The sequence below is a fragment of the Nonomuraea africana genome (assembly GCF_014873535.1).
Lineage (GTDB): Bacteria > Actinomycetota > Actinomycetes > Streptosporangiales > Streptosporangiaceae > Nonomuraea > Nonomuraea africana.
Genome location: NZ_JADBEF010000001.1, coordinates 1,261,424 through 1,279,154, shown reverse-complemented (window position 1 = coordinate 1,279,154; position 17,731 = coordinate 1,261,424). Strand labels below are relative to the sequence as shown.

The 17,731-nt window shown below is 71.5% G+C and carries 17 protein-coding genes and 2 pseudogenes; 10 read left to right on the top strand and 9 right to left on the bottom strand.

What is annotated here, in order from left to right; translation table 11 throughout:
- Nucleotides 1-11: 11 nt before the first annotated feature.
- Together H4W81_RS05855 and H4W81_RS05850 are read left to right on the top strand one after the other, a co-directional pair.
- Entirely contained in the window at nt 12-827 is an 816-nt protein-coding gene (locus H4W81_RS05855) for an MOSC domain-containing protein (protein ID WP_192773826.1), read from the top strand.
- A 57-nt stretch (nt 828-884) separates the two neighbouring features.
- Nucleotides 885-2,153, top strand: a complete 1,269-nt coding sequence (locus tag H4W81_RS05850) for an MFS transporter (protein ID WP_318781544.1) — start codon at nt 885-887, stop codon at nt 2,151-2,153.
- A gap of 26 nt (nt 2,154-2,179) precedes the next feature.
- Here the strand turns inward: H4W81_RS05850 and H4W81_RS05845 are convergent, their stop codons facing one another.
- Both H4W81_RS05845 and H4W81_RS05840 read right to left on the bottom strand, forming a co-directional pair.
- On the bottom strand, nt 2,180-3,772 hold the full coding sequence (locus H4W81_RS05845) for a bifunctional 3'-5' exonuclease/DNA polymerase (RefSeq protein ID WP_192773825.1): 1,593 nt from the start codon (nt 3,770-3,772) through the stop codon (nt 2,180-2,182).
- Nucleotides 3,773-3,824: 52 nt separating this feature from the next.
- Nucleotides 3,825-5,312 (bottom strand): metallophosphoesterase family protein, encoded by a 1,488-nt coding sequence (locus H4W81_RS05840; protein WP_225958478.1) that lies wholly within the window; start codon nt 5,310-5,312, stop codon nt 3,825-3,827.
- A gap of 100 nt (nt 5,313-5,412) precedes the next feature.
- Here H4W81_RS05840 and H4W81_RS05835 point away from each other — a divergent pair, with 100 nt between their 5' ends.
- Nucleotides 5,413-5,796, top strand: coding sequence for a hypothetical protein (locus H4W81_RS05835; RefSeq protein ID WP_192773823.1), 384 nt, complete (start codon nt 5,413-5,415; stop codon nt 5,794-5,796).
- Here the strand turns inward: H4W81_RS05835 and H4W81_RS05830 are convergent.
- Nucleotides 5,765-7,318 carry an FAD-binding oxidoreductase gene (locus tag H4W81_RS05830; RefSeq protein ID WP_192780643.1) on the bottom strand — a complete coding sequence of 518 codons (1,554 nt, stop codon included), beginning with the start codon at nt 7,316-7,318 and terminating at the stop codon, nt 5,765-5,767. The genes H4W81_RS05835 and H4W81_RS05830 overlap by 32 nt on opposite strands.
- A gap of 32 nt (nt 7,319-7,350) precedes the next feature.
- On the opposite strand from H4W81_RS05830, the gene H4W81_RS05825 reads away from it, so the two are divergent.
- Nucleotides 7,351-7,848, top strand: a complete 498-nt coding sequence (locus H4W81_RS05825; protein ID WP_192773822.1) for a TetR/AcrR family transcriptional regulator — start codon at nt 7,351-7,353, stop codon at nt 7,846-7,848.
- Nucleotides 7,849-7,974: 126 nt separating this feature from the next.
- Here the strand turns inward: H4W81_RS05825 and H4W81_RS05820 are convergent.
- Nucleotides 7,975-8,328 (bottom strand): annotated as a pseudogene (locus H4W81_RS05820) (RNA-guided endonuclease TnpB family protein); the annotation flags it as partial.
- Nucleotides 8,329-8,472: 144 nt separating this feature from the next.
- Here H4W81_RS05820 and H4W81_RS05815 point away from each other — a divergent pair.
- From H4W81_RS05815 to H4W81_RS05805, 3 genes are all read left to right on the top strand, one after another.
- Entirely contained in the window at nt 8,473-9,954 is a 1,482-nt protein-coding gene (locus H4W81_RS05815; protein WP_192773821.1) for a glycerol-3-phosphate dehydrogenase/oxidase, read from the top strand.
- A 123-nt stretch (nt 9,955-10,077) separates the two neighbouring features.
- Nucleotides 10,078-10,947, top strand: a complete 870-nt coding sequence (locus H4W81_RS05810; protein WP_318781543.1) for a sucrase ferredoxin — start codon at nt 10,078-10,080, stop codon at nt 10,945-10,947.
- A gap of 101 nt (nt 10,948-11,048) precedes the next feature.
- Nucleotides 11,049-11,360 (top strand): WhiB family transcriptional regulator, encoded by a 312-nt coding sequence (locus H4W81_RS05805; RefSeq protein WP_192773819.1) that lies wholly within the window; start codon nt 11,049-11,051, stop codon nt 11,358-11,360.
- A 230-nt stretch (nt 11,361-11,590) separates the two neighbouring features.
- Here the strand turns inward: H4W81_RS05805 and H4W81_RS05800 are convergent, their stop codons facing one another.
- Entirely contained in the window at nt 11,591-11,824 is a 234-nt protein-coding gene (locus H4W81_RS05800) for a DUF397 domain-containing protein (RefSeq protein ID WP_192773818.1), read from the bottom strand.
- Nucleotides 11,825-11,887: 63 nt separating this feature from the next.
- Nucleotides 11,888-12,778 (bottom strand): helix-turn-helix domain-containing protein, encoded by an 891-nt coding sequence (locus H4W81_RS05795; protein ID WP_192773817.1) that lies wholly within the window; start codon nt 12,776-12,778, stop codon nt 11,888-11,890.
- Between the two features lie 179 nt (nt 12,779-12,957).
- On the opposite strand from H4W81_RS05795, the gene H4W81_RS05790 reads away from it, so the two are divergent.
- The gene (locus H4W81_RS05790; RefSeq protein WP_192773816.1) at nt 12,958-13,422 is read left to right on the top strand and encodes an ATP-binding protein; all 465 of its coding nucleotides are present in this window, start codon (nt 12,958-12,960) and stop codon (nt 13,420-13,422) included.
- Between the two features lie 33 nt (nt 13,423-13,455).
- Here the strand turns inward: H4W81_RS05790 and H4W81_RS05785 are convergent, their stop codons facing one another.
- Together H4W81_RS05785 and rsgA are read right to left on the bottom strand one after the other, a co-directional pair.
- Nucleotides 13,456-14,085 (bottom strand): phosphoribosyltransferase, encoded by a 630-nt coding sequence (locus tag H4W81_RS05785; protein ID WP_192773815.1) that lies wholly within the window; start codon nt 14,083-14,085, stop codon nt 13,456-13,458.
- Nucleotides 14,086-14,149: 64 nt separating this feature from the next.
- Nucleotides 14,150-15,250, bottom strand: coding sequence for a ribosome small subunit-dependent GTPase A (rsgA, locus tag H4W81_RS05780; RefSeq protein WP_192773814.1), 1,101 nt, complete (start codon nt 15,248-15,250; stop codon nt 14,150-14,152).
- Between the two features lie 284 nt (nt 15,251-15,534).
- Between rsgA and H4W81_RS05775 the strand changes: the two are divergent.
- Together H4W81_RS05775 and H4W81_RS05770 are read left to right on the top strand one after the other, a co-directional pair.
- A pseudogene (locus tag H4W81_RS05775) lies at nt 15,535-15,627 on the top strand (sigma-70 family RNA polymerase sigma factor); the annotation flags it as partial.
- Nucleotides 15,624-16,319 (top strand): anti-sigma factor family protein, encoded by a 696-nt coding sequence (locus H4W81_RS05770; RefSeq protein ID WP_192773813.1) that lies wholly within the window; start codon nt 15,624-15,626, stop codon nt 16,317-16,319. The pseudogene H4W81_RS05775 and the gene H4W81_RS05770, both read left to right, overlap by 4 nt.
- Nucleotides 16,320-16,457: 138 nt before the next feature.
- Here the strand turns inward: H4W81_RS05770 and glyA are convergent, their stop codons facing one another.
- Nucleotides 16,458-17,711 carry a serine hydroxymethyltransferase gene (gene glyA, locus H4W81_RS05765; RefSeq protein WP_192773812.1) on the bottom strand — a complete coding sequence of 418 codons (1,254 nt, stop codon included), beginning with the start codon at nt 17,709-17,711 and terminating at the stop codon, nt 16,458-16,460.
- Nucleotides 17,712-17,731 lie beyond the last annotated feature (20 nt).

Below are 17,731 nucleotides of genomic sequence, written 5' to 3'. Positions count from 1 at the left end.
CCGTCGCCGCCATGAACTTGGCGAGCGTCCACTTCTATCCGGTCAAGTCCACTATGGGTCATGACGTCACCGAGGCCGAGGTCGAGCCATGGGGGCTGAAGCACGACCGCCGTTACCTGGTGGCCACCCCCGACGGCCAGACGCTGACGGCCAGGGAGGAGCCGCGGCTGCTGTCCTGCAGGGCCGAGGTGTCCGGCGGCACGCTCACCCTGACGGGGCCGCACCGCGCGCCCCTCAGGGTCACGCCGACCGCAGAGTTGAGCGCCGTGCGGCTGTGGCGCACGCAGGTGAAGCTCACCGACTGCGGCGACGACGCGGCGGAGTGGCTGTCGGCCCTGGTCGGCCGCTCCGTGCGGCTGGTCTGGCTCGACGACCCGACCCGCCGCCCGGTCAACCCCGAGTACGGCACGCCGCAGGACCGGGTGTCACTCGCCGACGGCTACCCCCTCCTGCTGGCCTCGACCACCTCCCTCGACCAGCTGAACGACTGGATCGCCGAGACGGCCGCCGAGCGGGGTGAGGAACTGCCCGCGCCGCTGCCGATGCGCAGGTTCCGCCCCAACGTGGTGGTCTCGGGCGTCGAGGAGCCGTTCGCCGAGGACGGGTGGAAGCGCGTGCGCATCGGCGAGGTGGACTTCCGCGTGACGAAGCCGTGCGACAGGTGCGTGCTGACCACGATCGACCCCGACACCCTGCAGAAGGGCAAGGAGCCGCTGCGCACGCTCGCCAAGTACCGCAGGATCGGCCAGAAGCTGCTGTTCGCCGTCAACCTCATCCCCGACGGAACCGGCGTGATCAGGGTCGGCGACCCGGTCGTTCCCGCCTGACGTCCGAACCCACCGTCCCCTTTGGGGGGATGTCAGGGGCTATGCAACACTTCACCGGTGACCACCGCCGCTGCCAAACCAGGACAGCCGTCCATCGAACGGGTGCAGCGCCGTACCCTCACCGTCCTGTCCGCCGCCCAGATCACCGGCGGCGTCGGCGTGGCGGTGGGCCTGGCGCTGAGCTCGCTGGTCGTCTTCCACCTGTCGGGCTCGGAGGCCATCAGCGGCCTCGCGGGAACGGCGACCGTGCTCGGCGCGGCGATCCTGGCCCTGCCCGCGGCCAAGGCGGCGGGCAGGAGCGGCCGCAGGGCGGGGCTCGGCCTCGCCTACGTCGCCGCCCTGACCGGATGCGTGATCTCGGTGCTGGCCATCAGCATCGCCTCGTGGCCGCTGCTGCTGGCCGGGCTGGTGCTGGTGGGCGGCGGCAGCGCGGGCAACCTGGCCGCGCGCTACTCCGCCACCGACCTCTCCCCTCCCGGCCACGCGGGCCGGCACCTGTCGCTGGTGGTGTGGGCGGCGACGATCGGCTCGGTCGCCGGCCCCAACCTGGCCGACCCCGCCGACACCCTCGGCAAGGACCTGGGCCTGGTGCCGACGGCGGGCCCGTTCGCCTTCGCCGCGCTGGCCTTCGCGATGGCGTTGCTCATCGTGGTGGCGGGGCTGCGCCCCGACCCGCTCAAGCTCGCCAGGCGGCTCAGCGGTACGGCGGAGCCTGCCGGAGGGAAGTCGAGGACGCTCAAGGACGCGTGGGGCACCCTGCGGACCACTCCCGCCGCCCGCGCGGCGCTGCTGGCGATCGCGGTCAGCCACACCGCGATGGTGTCGGTGATGTCGATGACCCCCGTCCACCTGCACCACGAAGGCGCCGGCCTGAGGGTGATCGGCCTGGTGCTGAGCCTGCACATCGCCGGCATGTTCATGCTGTCGCCGGTGGTCGGCTGGCTGGCCGACAAGCTCGGCAAGGTGCCGGTGCTGGTGGTCGGCATGGTGCTGCTGCTGGCGTCGGCGGCTCTGGCGGGCACGGCGGGCGATCGCGTCTGGCAGATCACGGCGGGGCTGACGCTGCTGGGCATCGGCTGGTCGTGCGGGCTGGTCGCGGGCTCGGCGATGCTGTCGGAGTCGGTCGCGATCGAGCGCCGTCCCGCGGTCCAGGGCCTGTCGGACCTGCTGATGAACATCTGCGGCGCGACCGGCACGATCATCGCGGGCGCGATCGTGGGCGCCCTGTCGTACGGCGTGCTGGGCCTGGTCGTCGGCGTCATGGTCACGGTCACCGGCGTGTGGCTCGCCGTGGCCCGCCACCCCGCCCCGACCCCCTCGTCGTAGACCCGAACCCATCGGAGATCAGGGGATCACTTGGCGTCGGCGTAGCAGGAGACGGTGACGGCCTCCATCGGGAAGCGCACCGGGGTCGCGCCGAACAGCAGCCTGGTCGCCTCGGCCGCGGCCGCGGCGACCGCCGCGGTCACCTGCTCGGCCTGCTCCAGCGGGCAGTGCACCATCACCTCGTCGTGCTGGAAGAACACCATCCGCGCGGGCTCGGGCAGCAGCCCTCTCAGCACCGCCAGCAGGGCCAGCGCCCACTCGGCCGCCGTGGCCTGGACGACGAAGTTGCGGGTGAAGCGCCCCCTGTCGCGCGCCGCCCTGGCACCGTCGGGCCCGGCGACGAGGTCCTTCCACCGCTGTGAGGGCGGCGGGCTGGTGCGGCCCAGCCACGACCTGACGAGTTTGCCCTCCTCCCCCGCCTTGGCCGCGTCCTCCACGAAGCGGTAGGCCAGTGGGAAGCGCTCCCGCATCACCGCCAGCAGCTTCGGGGCGTCGCCGCTGGTGCCGCCGTACATCGCCGACAGCATCGCGATCTTGGCATGGTCGCGCTCCCCTCCGAACGCCTTGGCCAGCGCGGAGTAGAGGTCGATCTCGCCCGCGGCCCTGGCCAGGCCGCGATCTCCGGCCATGGCGGCCAGCACCCTGGGCTCCAGCTGGGCCGCGTCGGCGACGATCAGCGCCCAGCCCTCGTCGGCCACCACCACCCTGCGCATCACCTTGGGGATCTGCAGCGCCCCTCCGCCGCTGGTGGCCCACCGCCCGGAGACGACGCCGCCCACGACGTACTCGGCCCTGAACCGGCCCTCGCGCACCCACTGGTCGGCCCACGCCCAGCCGTGGAAGCTGTAGAGCCTGGCCAGCTCCTTGTAGGCGAGCAGCGGGCCCACGGCCGGGTGCTCGATCCGCTTGAGCTCGCCCGACCTGGTCGTCTTCAGCGCGACCCCGGCCCCCTTGAACGCCTTGACCAGCTGCTGCACGGAGTCGGGGTTGACCGGATGGCCGAAGGCGGCCGTCACCTGGTCGGCCAGCGCCTGGAGCTTGGCGGGCCGCATGCCGTGCACGGGCCGCGGCCCGAGCAGCTCGGTGAGCAGCTCGTCGTGGATGTCTCTGCGCCACGGCATGCCGTCGTGACCCATCTCCGCGGCCACCAGCGCCCCCGCCGACTCGGCGGCCACCAGCAGCCTGAACCTGCCGGGATCGGGCAGCGCCTCGATCCTGGCGAGCTGGTCGGCCAGCACCTCCGCCAGCGCGTCGGCGCCGAGCTCGGCCCGCTCGGGCTCGAACAGCGTGTCCTGCCGCGCGGCGGGGCCGTCGTCGTCGGGCACCGGCAGGCCGTGCAGCCTGGCGTGGGCGGCCGCGGCCGAGCGCGCCTCGCCGTAGCGGCCCTCGTGGGCGAGCAGCAGCCCCTGGGTGAGGGCCAGGTCGTGGCAGCGCGCCACCCGCACGCCCGCGGCCAGCAACTCGGGGTAGAGGTGGCGCGCATCGGCGAAGACCCACCGGGGACGTCGCTCCTCCATCTCCCGGACGGCCCGCGCGACGTCGTCGACCCGGCGGGGGCGGCCGCCGATCGGGAGCAGCGTTCCGCCCCCTGCGGAGTCGGAGGTCAGCGCGACGTACACGGCTTCAGCCTGCCAGGCCGTACCGACATTTCCCCGGACGGGGCCGGCCGTACTAGACGAGAGAGATGGTCACCTCGTCCTCCAGCGGCGGGTCGAGCTCCTGCGGCAGGCAGCCCGTCGCCGCGAAGCACCTGATGGTCAGGCTCGCGGGCGTCACCTCCAGGTGCAGGAAGCTCTTGAAGAACGGCGGGGTGTCCCAGTCGGACAGCTCCGACAGGTAGCGGTGGAAGACGCTGCCGACCGGCAACCTGAACGGCATCGGCCAGGCCCCGAGCACACGCGCGGCCCACCGCACCCTGCGGGTGATCGTGACGGTGAGGTCGATCTCCCTGATCGGCTTGTTCTTGATCCGGTCGGCCATGATGCAGGCCGCCTCGGCAGGGGTGAGGCACAGCCAGCGCATGCGCAGGCGCTTGGCGTAGAGCTGGCTGTAGAACGACAGGGAGTCGCCGCGCAGCGGGTAGCACTTGAAGTCGTCCTCGTGCACCCCGCCCACGTCGACCCTGCCGATCGTGTGCGTGGCGTGCATGAAGGCCCCGGCGCCGCCCGAGACGATGTACTGGATCACCCGGTCGCCCACCCTGACCGGATAGCGCTGGTAGTTGTGCACGTCGCCGCCGATCGCCGCGACGTAGCGGTGCGCGGGGTCGCGGACGATGTCGTCGATCGTGCCCCCGCCCTCCAGCGCCGAGGGCTTGTGCACGTTGCGCGTGTAGATCGGCTTCCCGGTGATGAGGATCTTCGGCCGTGGATCGAGGGAGGTACGGCGCAGCCACGCGGTCTGCTCGGCGTCGATCGTCCCCCTGATGCCGGTGTCGACGCCCACGATCAGCAGGCTCTCGCTCTCGATCGCCCAGTAGGGGGCCGGCTGCACCGCCTGCTGGGCCGGGGAGCCGCGCAGCTTGCGCGCCGCCGCCAGGGTGTCCTCGTCGATCGGCTCGGGCTTGCGCCACAGCAGCCCGCGCAGCCCCCTGTCGGGCCGCGGCTTGAGCGGCGGCGCGTCGCAGAAGACGCGCATGAACCCGCCGAGGCCGTCGTACCAGTCGTGGTTGCCGGGGATGGCGTAGATGGGCGCCTGGTAGTCCTTGTAGGGCCGGAAGAACTTGTCCGGGTACTCGTTCCCCGCTCCGGTCGGGTAGATCACGTCGCTGGCGATCACCGCGAACGAGGTGTCGGCGCCCACCTGGAGCAGGCCGGGCACGACCGCGTACTGCGAGTCGTCGCCCTCGCCCGGGTCGCCTAAGAGCAGGAAGTTGAAGCTCTTGCCGAGACCGGGCGCGATCCTGAGGTCGCCGTCGACGCCGCGCGCCCGCTGCTCCTTCATCCAGCGCCGCCGCACCTCTCCCGAGGGGTCGCCGAACAGGCCCGCGAGGATCTCGTTGCGTGATCGCCAGAGGGTGCGGGGGTGGAACCAGGAGAAGGTGTCGGTGTTGGGTCGAAGCCCCTTGTACGACCCGATCTGCTGGCAGCGCCAGCCGGCGCCCTCCTCGGAGGTGCGGGAGGAGGACCGCTTTCCACGCTCTGCGGCGACGTCGACCATGACCATATCTTTACCCGATCACTGGGCCTGTCATCGAGTGACCACGTGCGGTAGCCTTCATCCCCCAAGCAAGCGGTTGTCGATCGTGCGGGGGGCTGCGATGGCCCGCAACGGTTCAGGGGATGGGCTGAGTGCCGACGCCGTCGAGGGGCTGCTCGCCTATGCCGCGACGCAGCGGCGGTTCGGCGGCAGGGCGGCAAGACACGTCGAAAGAGCGATAGCGGAGGCCCGCGAGCTGGCCGCCCGCGACCCCGTCGCGCACACCGGCCTGCTGGCCAGGGCGCTGCGCGAGGGGGCAGGGCAGCACCTGGCGCGCGGCAGTCCCGCGCGGGCGCTGCCGCTGGCGGAGGAGGCGCTCGGCCTGGCCAGGGGGCTCGGCGGCGCGCCGCTGGCCGTGGCGCTGCGCTGCGCGGCCGAGGTGCTGACCGCCCTCGACCGCAAGGACGACGCCCTCAGTCTGCTGAAGGAGGCGGAACGGCTATGAGCACCCCGGGGTTCATGATCCCTTCTGGGTCGAGCCGCTGCTTCACCGCGCGCAGGATCTCCACCCCGAGCGGCCCGATCTCCTCGGCGTAGGCCTGCCGGTGGTCCCTGCCGACGCCGTGGTGGTGCGAGATCGTCCCGCCCGCCGTCACGATGGCCGCGTTGACGGCCCGCTTGGCCCGCTCCCACTCCGGCAGCCCCTGGTCGGTCACGACCGTGAAGTACAGCGAGGCGCCGGTCTCGTAGACGTGCGAGATGTGGCACATGACCAGCGGCGAGCCGAGTTCGGCGTGGAGGGTGAGCCGCACCGCGTCGTACAGCCTGGGCAGGTTCGACCAGAAACCCGCCGTCTCCAGGGTCTCGACGGTGGCGCCCGCGGCGAGCAGAGAGTCGCGCAGGTACGGCGCGGCGAACCTGCCGTGCTCCCACGCCTGGCCCGGCTCGGCGCCGAGGTAGGCGCCGCCCTGCTCGGCGAGCACGGCGGCGGCCGCGTCGCGGTCCCTCTCGTGCCCGGCGATCAGCAGGCAGCCCGAGTCGCCCGAGCCGATGGCCTCGGGCTTGGCCAGCCCGATCATCGTCTCGGTCTCGTCGGACAGCCGCAGGACGACGGGAAGCAGCCCTTCTTGGGCGAGTCTGCGCATCGCCGCCGATCCCGCCTGGAACGACTCGAACCGCCAGCCCTCGTAGACCGTCGCGCCGGGCCGCCGCCGTACCCGCAGGCGCAGCGAGGTGATCACGCCGAAGGCGCCCTCGGAGCCGAGGATCAGCTGCCGCAGGTCGGGCCCGGCCGCCGACTTCGGCGCGCGGCCGAGCTCCAGCGTGCCGCTCGGGGTGGCGACGGTCAGCCCGACCACCATGTCGTCGAAGCGGCCGTAGCCCGCCGACGCCTGGCCGCTGGAGCGGGCGGCGGCGAACCCGCCGAGCGTGGCGTACTCGTACGACTGGGGGAAGTGGCCCAGCGTCAGCCCGTGCTCGGCCAGCAGTCGCTCGGCGTCGGGGGCGCGCAGCCCGGGCTCCAATTCCGCGACCATCGACTCGGTGTCGACGGACACCAGGCGATCGAGCCTGCGCAGGTCGAGCGAGACGACCCCCTGTCGCGCGGCCGGCCCGCCGACGGCCAGCCCGCCGACGACCGAGGTGCCCCCGCCGAACGGCACGACGGCCACCCGGTGCCGGGCGCACACCTCCAGCACGCGCAGCACCTCGTCGTGCGCGGCGGGCAGCACGACCGCGTCGGGCGCGTCGGAGGCGTCGCCCTCGCGCATGCGCATGAGGTCGGGCGTGGACTTGCCGCGCGTGTGCCTGACCCTGGCCTCGTGGTCCGTGCGCACCTGCGCCGCGCCGACCGCCTCGGTCAGCTCGGCCAGCACCGCTGGGGAGAGCGTGACGCGCGGGAGCCGCACCTCGTCGAGCGCCGCCGCCTCGGCGGGCTCACGCACGCCCATGAGGTCGCGCAGGAGCGTGCGGATCTGGTCGGGCAGGTCGCGCGCCTTGGCCGGGTCGCCCCAGCCGCTCCACAGCATCGGTTCGTTCTCCACGCCTTACACTGTGACACATGACGGCAATTCGTCACAATGACGCGGTGCTGGACGCCGCGCGGGACTGCGTGCTCGCCTACGGGGTGCGGCGCACGACGCTCACCGACGTCGCCAGGCGGGCGGGCGTATCACGCATGACGATCTACCGGGGCTGGCCCGACGTCGGCAGCCTGGTCGGCGACCTGATGACCCGCGAGTGGCTGCGGGTGCTGGGCGGCCTGGACCTGTCGGACCCCGTCGCCGCGGTGGTCGAGGGCGTGCGCGCGCTGCGCGGGCACCCGCTGTGGCGGAAGATCGTGGACGTCGATCCCGAGCTGCTGCTGCCGTACCTGACGCAGCGCAGGGGCGCCAGCCACGACGCCATCCTCGCCGTGCTCGAGGAGGTGATGAGCCCCTCGCAGGCCCGCGCGGTGCTCCTGACCGCCCAGTCGTTCCTGCTGTCGGCCCACACCATGGCCGACCCCGAGACCCTCGACGCCGAACTGGCGACCCTCCTGGAGAGGTACCTCGCTTGACATCCTCCCCCTCGAAAACGAAGGGGATTCCAACCCTCACGGGTTGGGCTTCCTGCTTCACAACCGACCGCCTACCAGAGAGGACTCTCTGTGAGGTCTTACACCAGCTCCACAGGCGTTTCAGCTCTCCGCCAGCCCGGCGGCGAGGATGTTCTTGGCTGCGTTGGCATCCCGGTCGTGGACCGCCCCGCAGGCGCAAGTCCACTCCCGGACGTTCAACGGCATCTTCTCCTGCAGCGCCCCGCACGCCGAGCACAGCTTGGAGGAGGGGAACCAGCGATCCACCACCACCAGCTCCCGCCCGTACCAGGCTGCTTTGTACGCCAGCATGCCGCGCAGCTCCCGCCACGAGGCGTCGGAGATGGCGCGCGCCAGGCTGCGGTTCTTGACCATGTTGCGGACGGTCAGGTCTTCCACGGCGATCACTTGGTTCTCGCGAACAAGCCGTGTGGTGACTTTGTGCAGGTGGTCGCCACGTCTCACGTTCTCCCACGAGATCATCTAAGTGCTGGTCTGTTGTGGTAGACGCCGGTCCGCCTGGCGGCGGATCGCCTGCTCCTGCCCTGCTCCGCAGGAGTCCGATTCCTCCCCCGCCTGAAGGCGGGGGTTTCCTCGGAGGTTTCGATGAACACCTCGCTGAACGCCGCCCGCAGGCTCGCCGAGCTGGAACGGGTGCGGGTCGAGACCGTGGACGTGCTCGTGGTGGGGCTGGGCGCGACCGGGGCGGGGGTGGCGCTCGACGCCGCCTCCCGAGGTCTCACCGTAGCCGCGATCGACGCCCACGACCTGGCTTTCGGGACCTCCAGATGGAGCTCCAAGATGATCCACGGCGGGTTGCGCTATCTCGCCAAGGGACAGGTGGGCGTGGCGCGTGAGAGCGCGGTCGAGCGCGGCATCCTGCTCGCCCGCACCGCGCCGCACCTCGTGCGCGCCGCGCCGTACCTGCTGCCCCTCACTCCCGGGGTGTCGAGGGCGCAGGCGGCGCTGGTCATGACCGGCTACCGCATGGGCGACGGGCTGCGCGCCGCCGCCCGCACCCCGCGCCGCCTGCTGCCGGGCCCCTGCCGCCTGCCCTCGGCCAAGGCGAGGGAGCTGGCTCCCGTGCTGCGCGAGCGCGGCCTGCGCGGCGCCCTGCTGTCGTGGGACGGCAGGCTGGTGGACGACGCCCGCCTGGTGGTGGCGATCGCCAGGACGGCGGCGGGCCACGGCGCGCGGATCCTGACCCGGTGCAGGGCGCTGGAGCTGCACCGCGACGGCGCGCAGGTGCGCGACGAGCGGACCGGCGAGTCGTTCACGATCAGGGCTCGCGCGGTGATCAACGCGGCCGGTGTGTGGGCAGGCGGACTCAATCCGGACCTGCGGCTGCGGCCCTCGCGCGGCACCCATCTGGTGCTGCGCGGCGAGACCCTGCCGGGGCTTCGCGCGGGACTGCACGTGCCGATCCCCGGCGAGAGCAACCGCTTCGCCCTGGTGCTGCCCCAGTCCGACGGGCGGATCCACGTCGGGCTGACCGACGAGCCACTGGAGGGGCCGGTGCCTGACGTGCCCGAGGTTCCCGAGGCAGACGTGAGCGCCCTGCTGACCGTGCTCAACACCGTGCTCGAGGTCCCGGTGACCAGGAGCCAGGTGGCGGGCGCCTACGCGGGCCTCAGGCCGCTCCTGGAGGCCGAGGGCCGCACGGCCGACCTGTCGCGCAGGCACGCCGTCCTGACCTCCACGGACGAGGTGATCACCGTCACCGGCGGCAAGCTGACCACCTATCGGCGCATGGCCCAGGACGCGGTCGACTGGGCCGTCCGGCTCAGGGACCTGCCGGCGGGGCCCTGCGTGACGCATCGCCTCCCCCTGGTCGGCGCGCAGGCCTTCGACGGCTCCTCGCGGCTGGCCGAGCGGTACGGCGGCGAGGCCGAGGCCGTACGGCGGCTGGCGGAGGAGCACCCCGAGCCGGTCGGCACCGGCCTCACGCTCGGCGAGCTGGTCTGGGCGGTCCGGCACGAGGGCGCGCTCGACGAGGCCGACCTGCTCGACCGGCGCACCAGGATCGGGCTGGTGCCGGAGGACAGGGCGGCGGCGACGGCCGCGGCCCGCCACGCGCTGACCCTCTGAACGCGTGTCGGCCCCGCTCGCACACTCCCCAAAGCGTTAGGTTAGTCTTACCTAAGACAGGACGGGGGAAGGTGACGAATGCCCAGGGGTTGCGACCATCCGGTCGGGTGCCACACCGGTGACGTGCCGACCCTCGCGAGCGCGACCGTGGGCGCCCGCCTGTGGCTGCTGATCGAGCACGACGGCCCATGGGCGTCACATCTGGAGAACTGCGACCTTCCCGCCGACATCGCGAAACTCGTGCGCAGAGCCACCGAACGCGGTATCAGGCCGCAACTGATCCGCCGTCCTGGACGGCGGACCCGGCGGCGGGGGCAGGGCCTCCGTGTGCTAGTCGGCTACGCGGCGGGAGAGAACCCCTGGCTGGCGGGCGGTGTCATCGCAGGTCCAGACGATCTTGACTTGGACGCCGTGATGGCCGGAGTGGTCCCAGAGTCCTGCATACTTGAAGACGAGCCGGTATTTCTGGTCTGCACGCACGCCAAGCGCAATGCGTGCTGCGCCCGCATTGGACTGCCCCTCGCTCGCCGCCTGGCAGAAGTTTTGCCGGACAGAGTGTGGGAAACCTCACATGTTGGCGGCGATCGCTACGCCGCCAACCTCGTGTGCTTGCCACACGGAATTTTCTACGGCAGCATGTCTCAGGCTGCTGCGATCGCAGCGGCCAACGCGTACCGGTCCGGCGAGGTGATTCTCGACCGTTACCGGGGACGCGCAGGCATCCCTGAGCCATCGCAAGCCGCCGAGCATTTCGCCCGTGTCCACACAGGTGAGCTCTCGGTCGGCGGAGTGGCCGTGGAATCCTCAAGGTCGGACGGCGACGTCACCGAAGCCATCGTGCGCTGCGGTGAGGTCCGGTTCCAGGTTGTGATCGAGCCATCGGTGTTCCAAACACCGTGTGGCACGGCTTGCGCCGAGAAGATCACCACCTACCGGCTGGTCTCGCTGGACAGGCTCGCGCCTGTGCGGTACGCCACGCCCGCCCTCACCTGATCACGGGAACATCACGGCCCACCCCTGCGTTGGAACAGTGACGCCGAAAGCGTCCAATGCGGCTCAACTACTGAAATACCTCTCACGAAGGTGGTTTTCTCATGTCTCAGGTACGTCGGCAGATCGCCCGCCCGCGCCCCAGCTGGGGTTGGCAGGATGATGCCGCGTGCCGAGGTGAGGACCTCGTGCTCTTCTTCGGTCCCGATGGCGAGCGGCAGCCCGAGCGTGACGTCCGCGAGCGGAAGGCCAAGGCGATCTGCGCCCAGTGCCCCGTTCGCGCCGAGTGCCTTGACTACGCGCTGTCCCGGCCCGAGAAGTACGGCACGTGGGGCGGTCTGAACGAGGACGAGCGCGCTTCCGAGCGTCGCCGTCGCATGCGCCGCGCGGCCAGCGCCGGCATCTCCGCCGCCTGAGTTCCACCCCGGCAGACTCTGCACAGCAAGCGTGATCACGCAGTTGTCCCGATGACCACCTCGAACCCGGTCGGGACAACTGCCTGATCAGGCAACCGGGACGCCTTTCACGCCGGTCCGCGGCAAAGGACCCCCGCCAGCTGCACCGCGCCACCGGCGAGTCGAGGCGCCCACCAGAAGGAGCCCCAGTTCAGGCCGAACTGGAGCTCCTTACGCGTATCCGGAGGACCCTAGGCGATCAGGTCGTCGAACTCCCCGTCCTTCGCGCCGAGGACGAAGGCGGTGATCTCCGCCTTGGTGTAGATGAGCGCGGGATCGTCGGGAAAGCGGGAGTTGCGCACCGCGTACTGGCCGGTCGGCAGCGCGGCCACCTCCACGCAGTTGCCGTTCGGGTTGCTGCGCCTGCCCTTGCGCCAGGCCACCGCGAGACTGCTCGCCGTGATGCCGTTGGGAATCTCCCCCATGGTTCCTCCTCGTGCGGACGAATGCACGTGCATCGGTGCTTGCAGAGGCGAGAATACGGGGAACTAGACGATCTTGCGCAGCTGCTCCAGAAAACGTCGGCTTTCGGCGGGAGTGTCCGCTTGCACGCTGAGCCGGTCCATGACCTTGGCGTAGTGCTCGGATTCGGCGAGCTTGTCCAGGTAGAGCGCGCTGGACAGCTGCTCCATGTAGACCACGTCGGGCAGCTCGGGCTCGGGGAAGCGCAGGATGGAGAAGGGCCCGCCGGCGGCCGCGTGGCCACCCCTGTCGAACGGCATGACCTGCACGGTCACGTTGGGCAGGCCGGCGGTGTCGATGAGGTGCTCGATCTGGGCGCGCATCACCTCCACGCCGCCGATGGTGCGGCGCAACACGGCCTCGTCGAGCACCGCCCACAGCGACACGGGCCGCTCTCCCGTCAGCCGCTGCTGCCTGGTGGTCCTGAGCGCGACCCTGCGCTCCATCTCGCTCTCCGGCGCCCTGTCGTGGGCCAGCGAGATCACCGCCCGGGCGTAGTCGGGCGACTGCAGCAGCCCCGGCACGAACTGGTTCTCGTAGGTGCGGATGATCGACGCCGCGCCCTCCAGGCCGATGTAGACCTCGAACCAGCTCGGCAGCAGGTCGCTGTACTTGTGCCACCAGCCCGGCTGGTTGGCCTGCCTGGCCAGTTCGAGCAGGCGCGCCCGGTCGTCGGGGTCGCTCACGCCGTACATGGTGAGCAGGTCGGCGACGTCGCGCTCCTTGAAGCTGACCTGGCCCAGCTCGAGACGGCTGATCTTGGCGTGCGAGGCGCGGATGGCGTAGCCCGCGTCCTCCCTGGAGATGCCCTTGGCGGTGCGGAGCCTGCGCAGCTGGGCGCCCAGCAGGATGCGCAGCACCGTGGGGCCGCCGCCCCTGGCGGGGCTCAGGGGCCGCACGTTCTCCGCCGCTTCCATGGACGCCATCTCCTTTTCGGGAAAGATCTCAGTCTGACACGGATCAGCGGTCGAGGACTCCGGACGCACGTGCATTTGCGACTTGCATCTGTAAATCATGAAAAGTCTTGCATCAGTAAGTCACCGCCGTAAATATGGACACTTGGACCGCGTGAAGTATCCGAGCCCCGGGGACCTCCATGACCACTTCCGCAGCACCATGGCACGCCACGAAGGGCACCGCACCGCCCGAGTGGCTCGGCGCCCTCCTGTCCGGTGATCCCGGCGACCAGGTGGCGCTGATGGAGTTCGCCATGCCCGCCGATCCCGCGCTGGTGGGGAGCGCCAGGCGGTTCGTGCGCGGGACCTTCACCGGCTGGGACTCCGGCGAGGCCGTGCTGTTCGACGCCCAGCTCATCGTCTCCGAGCTGATCACGAACGCCATCAGGCACGGGGGCGGCGCCAGGTCGCTCAGGCTGATGTGCTCGGGAGCGCGGCTGGGCTGCGCCGTACGAGACTTCAGCGGAGCGGTGCCCGTGGCGTCCACGTCCGGTTTCCTCGCCGAGTTCGGCAGGGGGCTGCCGCTCATCGAGGCGCTGGCGACCGCCTGGGGGTGGCTTCATCCCCCCGGCGGCGGCAAACTCGTCTGGGCGGCCCTCACCTGAGGTTCGGCGGCCCGGGGTTCGGCGGCCCGGGGTTCAGCGGCTTCGCAGCAGCGAGAGCACCTCGGCGTCGGTGAGCTGGTCGAAGTGCTCGTACCACTGGCCGACCGCGAAGAAGTCCGGCGGCGTGGCCAGCACCACCACCTCGTCCGCCTCCCCGCGCAGCATCTTGACCGTGCGCGCCGCCCCGACGGGTGCGGCGAGCGTGAGGCGGTCGGGCTCGGCCGCGCGCAGCGCCCGCAATGCGGCCCTGGCGGTGACCCCCGTGGCCAGCCCGTCGTCGACCACGACGACGTCGTGCCCCGCCACCGTGGGCAGCGGCCGGCTGCCCCGGTAGACCCGCACCCTGCGCTCCAGCTCCGCGCGCTCGCGCTCCACCACCTCGTCGAGGTCGGCCATGGTGAGGCCGAGACGGCCCATCAGCTCCTCGTCGAAGACCGGCTCGCCGCCCTCGGCCAGGGCCCCCACTCCGAGCTCCGGCGATTCCGGATAGCCGATCTTCCTGGTGACGAGCACGTCGAGCACCCCGCCGAGCCTGCGGGCGACCGGCAGCGCCACCGCCACCCCACCGCGGGGCAGTGCGAGCACGACGGCGTCGCGCCGGCCGGGCAGGCGCTCGGCCAGCAGGGCGCCCGCCTCGGCCCTGTCGGTGAAGAGATGACCCATAAGGCAGTGATACCCGCTGCTCGGGGAAAGCCTCCCCGAGCAGCGGATATCACCGGCCGCCCGGTTACGGCCGGTTGCGGCCGGAGCGGCGCATCTCCTTGTGGATGATCTTCCACTTGTTCTGCTGCTCCTTGCGCAGCCTGGCGTCGGTCCTGCTCGCCATCCAGGCGGCTTCTCTCTGCAGCTTGAACCAGCTCTCCAGCCGCCGCTCGGCCAGCTCGCCGCTCTCCATCGCCGCGCGTACGGCGCAGCCCGGCTCGCCCTCGTGCCCGCAGTCGGCGAACCTGCACGAGCTCGCCAGCGCCTCGATGTCGGAGAAGACCAGGTCCACGCCGTCGGTCATCTCGTACAGCCCGACCCGCCTGATGCCGGGCGTGTCGATGATCAGCCCACCGCCCGGCAGCGGGATGAGCTCCCTGTGCACGGTGGTGTGCCGCCCCCTGCCGTCGGCTGCGCGGACCACCTGGGTGTCCATGACCCCCTCCTGCGCGAGCGCGTTGACCAGCGTGGACTTGCCCGCGCCCGAGGGCCCGAGCACCACGGCCGTGTGCGAGCCCGCCAGGTAGTCGCGCACCAGCGAGACCCCCTCCCCCAGCACGGAGGAGACGGCGTGCACCGCCACCCCGGGAGCGGCGGCCTCGACGTCGGCCAGCAGCTCGTCGAGCCCCCGCTCGAACAGGTCGGACTTGGTGATGAGCACGACGGGCGTGCCGCCGCTCTCCCACGCCAGCGCGACCAGCCGCTCGATGCGGCCGAGGTCGGCGAAGTCGGCGGCGTGCATGGAGGGCTCGGCGACGAAGACGAGGTCGACGTTGGCGGCCAGCACCTGCCCCTGGCCGTCGCCCGACAGCCCACCGCGCGAGACGCGGCTCACGCCGCCTCTGACGAAGGCGGTACGGCGGGGCAGCACCGCGTCGAGTTCGTAGCGTCCCTCGGGCAGCGCCTTGAGCGCGACCCAGTCGCCGACGCAGGGCAGGGCCACGGGGTCGTCGGCCGACGCCCGCCGTACGCGGGAGCCGTACCGCACCTGGTGTTGCCCGTCGGCGGCGATGACCTCGGCGGCGCCGCGGTCGACGCGGGCCACCCGTCCAGGGACGGTGCCGGATGGGAGCTCGGCGGCCAGCGAGTCGGTCCAGCCGAGCAGAGAAAGATCGTGCGTGTTCAACGCTTCGGGTACCCTTCGGAAGCCGGGCCCCGCGCGGAATCGGTCAGGCGGGCACCCGGAGGAATTCGGACAGCATGCAGCTCAGAAAGACCCGCATAGTCCTCACCTCCCTTGTCTCGTGGCCGTCTGCCTCCGGGCACCTTATCATCGCGGAACCCGGTAGGTTGTACCCCGGTTCCGGGAAGATCGCGAGAAAACCCCGCACTCGTTGAACCCGCGGCCGAGTGGGGCGCGTACTGCCTGCAGAAGAAGCACCCGCGACCCAGGTATCGGGCGATGAGATCCTCGGCATCCCCGTCGGCACGGTCAAGTCGCGGGTCTACTACGCCCTGCGCGCGCTGAGCGTCGCGCTGGAGGAGAGAGGGGTGACGGCGTGACCCCGCGCGTCGAGCACACCGACGTGGGCGCCTACGCCCTCGGCCTGCTGGAGGAGAGCGACCGGCGCGCCTTCGAGTCGCACCTTGCCGACTGTCCGGCCTGTACGGCGGAGCTCGCCGACCTGTCGGGTGTGGCCAGGGCGCTCACCGGGGTGGACCCCGTGGTGGAGGAGCCACCGGAACCCCACGAGATCGCCGACCTCCTCAGGAGGAAGCGGGCGAGCGACCGGCGGGCCAGGCGCGGCACGCTGGTCATCGGCGCCGCCGCCGCGGTCACGCTGGTCGCGACAGGGGTGACGGTGGGCGCGGCGATGAACAGCCCGTCCGTCGTGCACGCCGCGCACGACATGGGCCCCGCCGAGCAGTTCTACGCCATGGGCGAGCCGATCGCGGGCGTGGGCGCCGGCGGCGTGCGCGGCGGCCTGGTGCTTGAGGACAAGGGCTGGGGCACGCACGCCGCGCTCATGCTGGCCGGGGTCAAGGGCCCGCTGGCGTGCGAACTCCTGGCCGTCTCCGCGACCGGCGAGCGGCGCGTCATGACCGGCTGGTCGGTGCCGCCGTCGGGCTACGGGGTTGCCGGCTCGCCCTCGCCGCTCTACATGCACGGCGGCAGCCCGTTCACCCGCGCCCAGATCGACCGGTTCGAGGTGCGGACCACGAACGGCAGGACGTTGCTGACGTTCGACCTCTGACCCAGCACGCCGACGCCCCGCCGCACAAGGACTCCCCCTGTGCGGCGGGGCGTTCGGGTGTCGCGGTTCAGGCGGTCCGTCGCGCGCCCGGCCACATCCGCTCAGTGAGGCGTGCGCCCGGAGCAGACAGGACCGGGATCAGGACAGCCCGGGGGCCGGGAACTGCGCCGTGAGCTCGCTGACCTCGCGGTGGACGCGGGTGATGACGTCCTCGGCGTCGCCCTTGGCCAGCGCGGTGACGACCTCGTCCATCCACGCGCCGATCTGCCGCATCTCGGCCTCCTTCATGCCGCGGGAGGTCACCGAGGGGGTGCCGATGCGGATGCCGGAGGGATCGAAGGGCTTGCGGGTGTCGAACGGCACCGTGTTGTAGTTGGTCTCGAGGCCCGCCCGGTCGAGCGCCTGGGCGGCCGGCTTGCCGCCGATGCCCTTGGGCGTGAGGTCGAGCAGGATCAGGTGGTTGTCCGTGCCGCCCGACACCAGGTCGAAGCCGCGCGAGGACAGCTCCTCGGCCAGGGCCTTGGCGTTGGCGACGACCTGCGCGGCGTAGTCGCGGAAGGACGGCTGGGCCGCCTCGTGCAGGGCGACGGCGATGGCCGCGGTGGTGTGGTTGTGCGGGCCGCCCTGCAGGCCGGGGAAGACGGCCTTGTTCAGCGCGGCGGCGTGCTCGTCGGAGGTGGCCATCAGCATGGCGCCGCGCGGGCCGCGCAGCGTCTTGTGCGTGGTGGTGGAGATGACGTCGGCGTGGCCGACGGGCGAGGGGTGCGCGCCACCGGCCACCAGGCCCGCGATGTGCGCGATGTCGGCGGCGAGGACCGCGCCGACCTCGCGGGCGATCGAGGCGAAGCCCTCGAAGTCGATGATGCGCGGGATCGCGGTGCCGCCGCAGAAGATCAGCTTGGGCCGCTCGCGCAGCGCGATCTCCCGCACCTCGTCCAGGTCGATGCGGCCGGTGTCCTGGCGCACGCCGTAACGGACGGGGTTGAACCACTTGCCGGTGGCGCTGACCGACCAGCCGTGGGTGAGGTGGCCGCCGAAGGGCAGCCCCATGCCCATCACGGTCTCGCCCGGCTGCAGGAAGGCCATGTAGATGGCCAGGTTGGCGGGCGAGCCCGAGTAGGGCTGGACGTTGGCGTGGTTGACGCCGAAGACGGCCTTGGCCCGCTCGATCGCCACGGTCTCGATCTGGTCGATGACCTGCTGGCCCTCGTAGTAGCGCTTGCCGGCGTAGCCCTCGGAGTACTTGTTCGTCAGAACGGTGCCGGTGGCCTCCAGCACCGCCTTCGAGACGTAGTTCTCGGATGCGATCAGCTTGACGGTGTCGGCCTGACGGCGCTCCTCGGCCTTGATGAGGTCGGCGATCTGCGGGTCGACGTTGGCGAGAGAACTCATGACTCCCCTGTCATCATTGA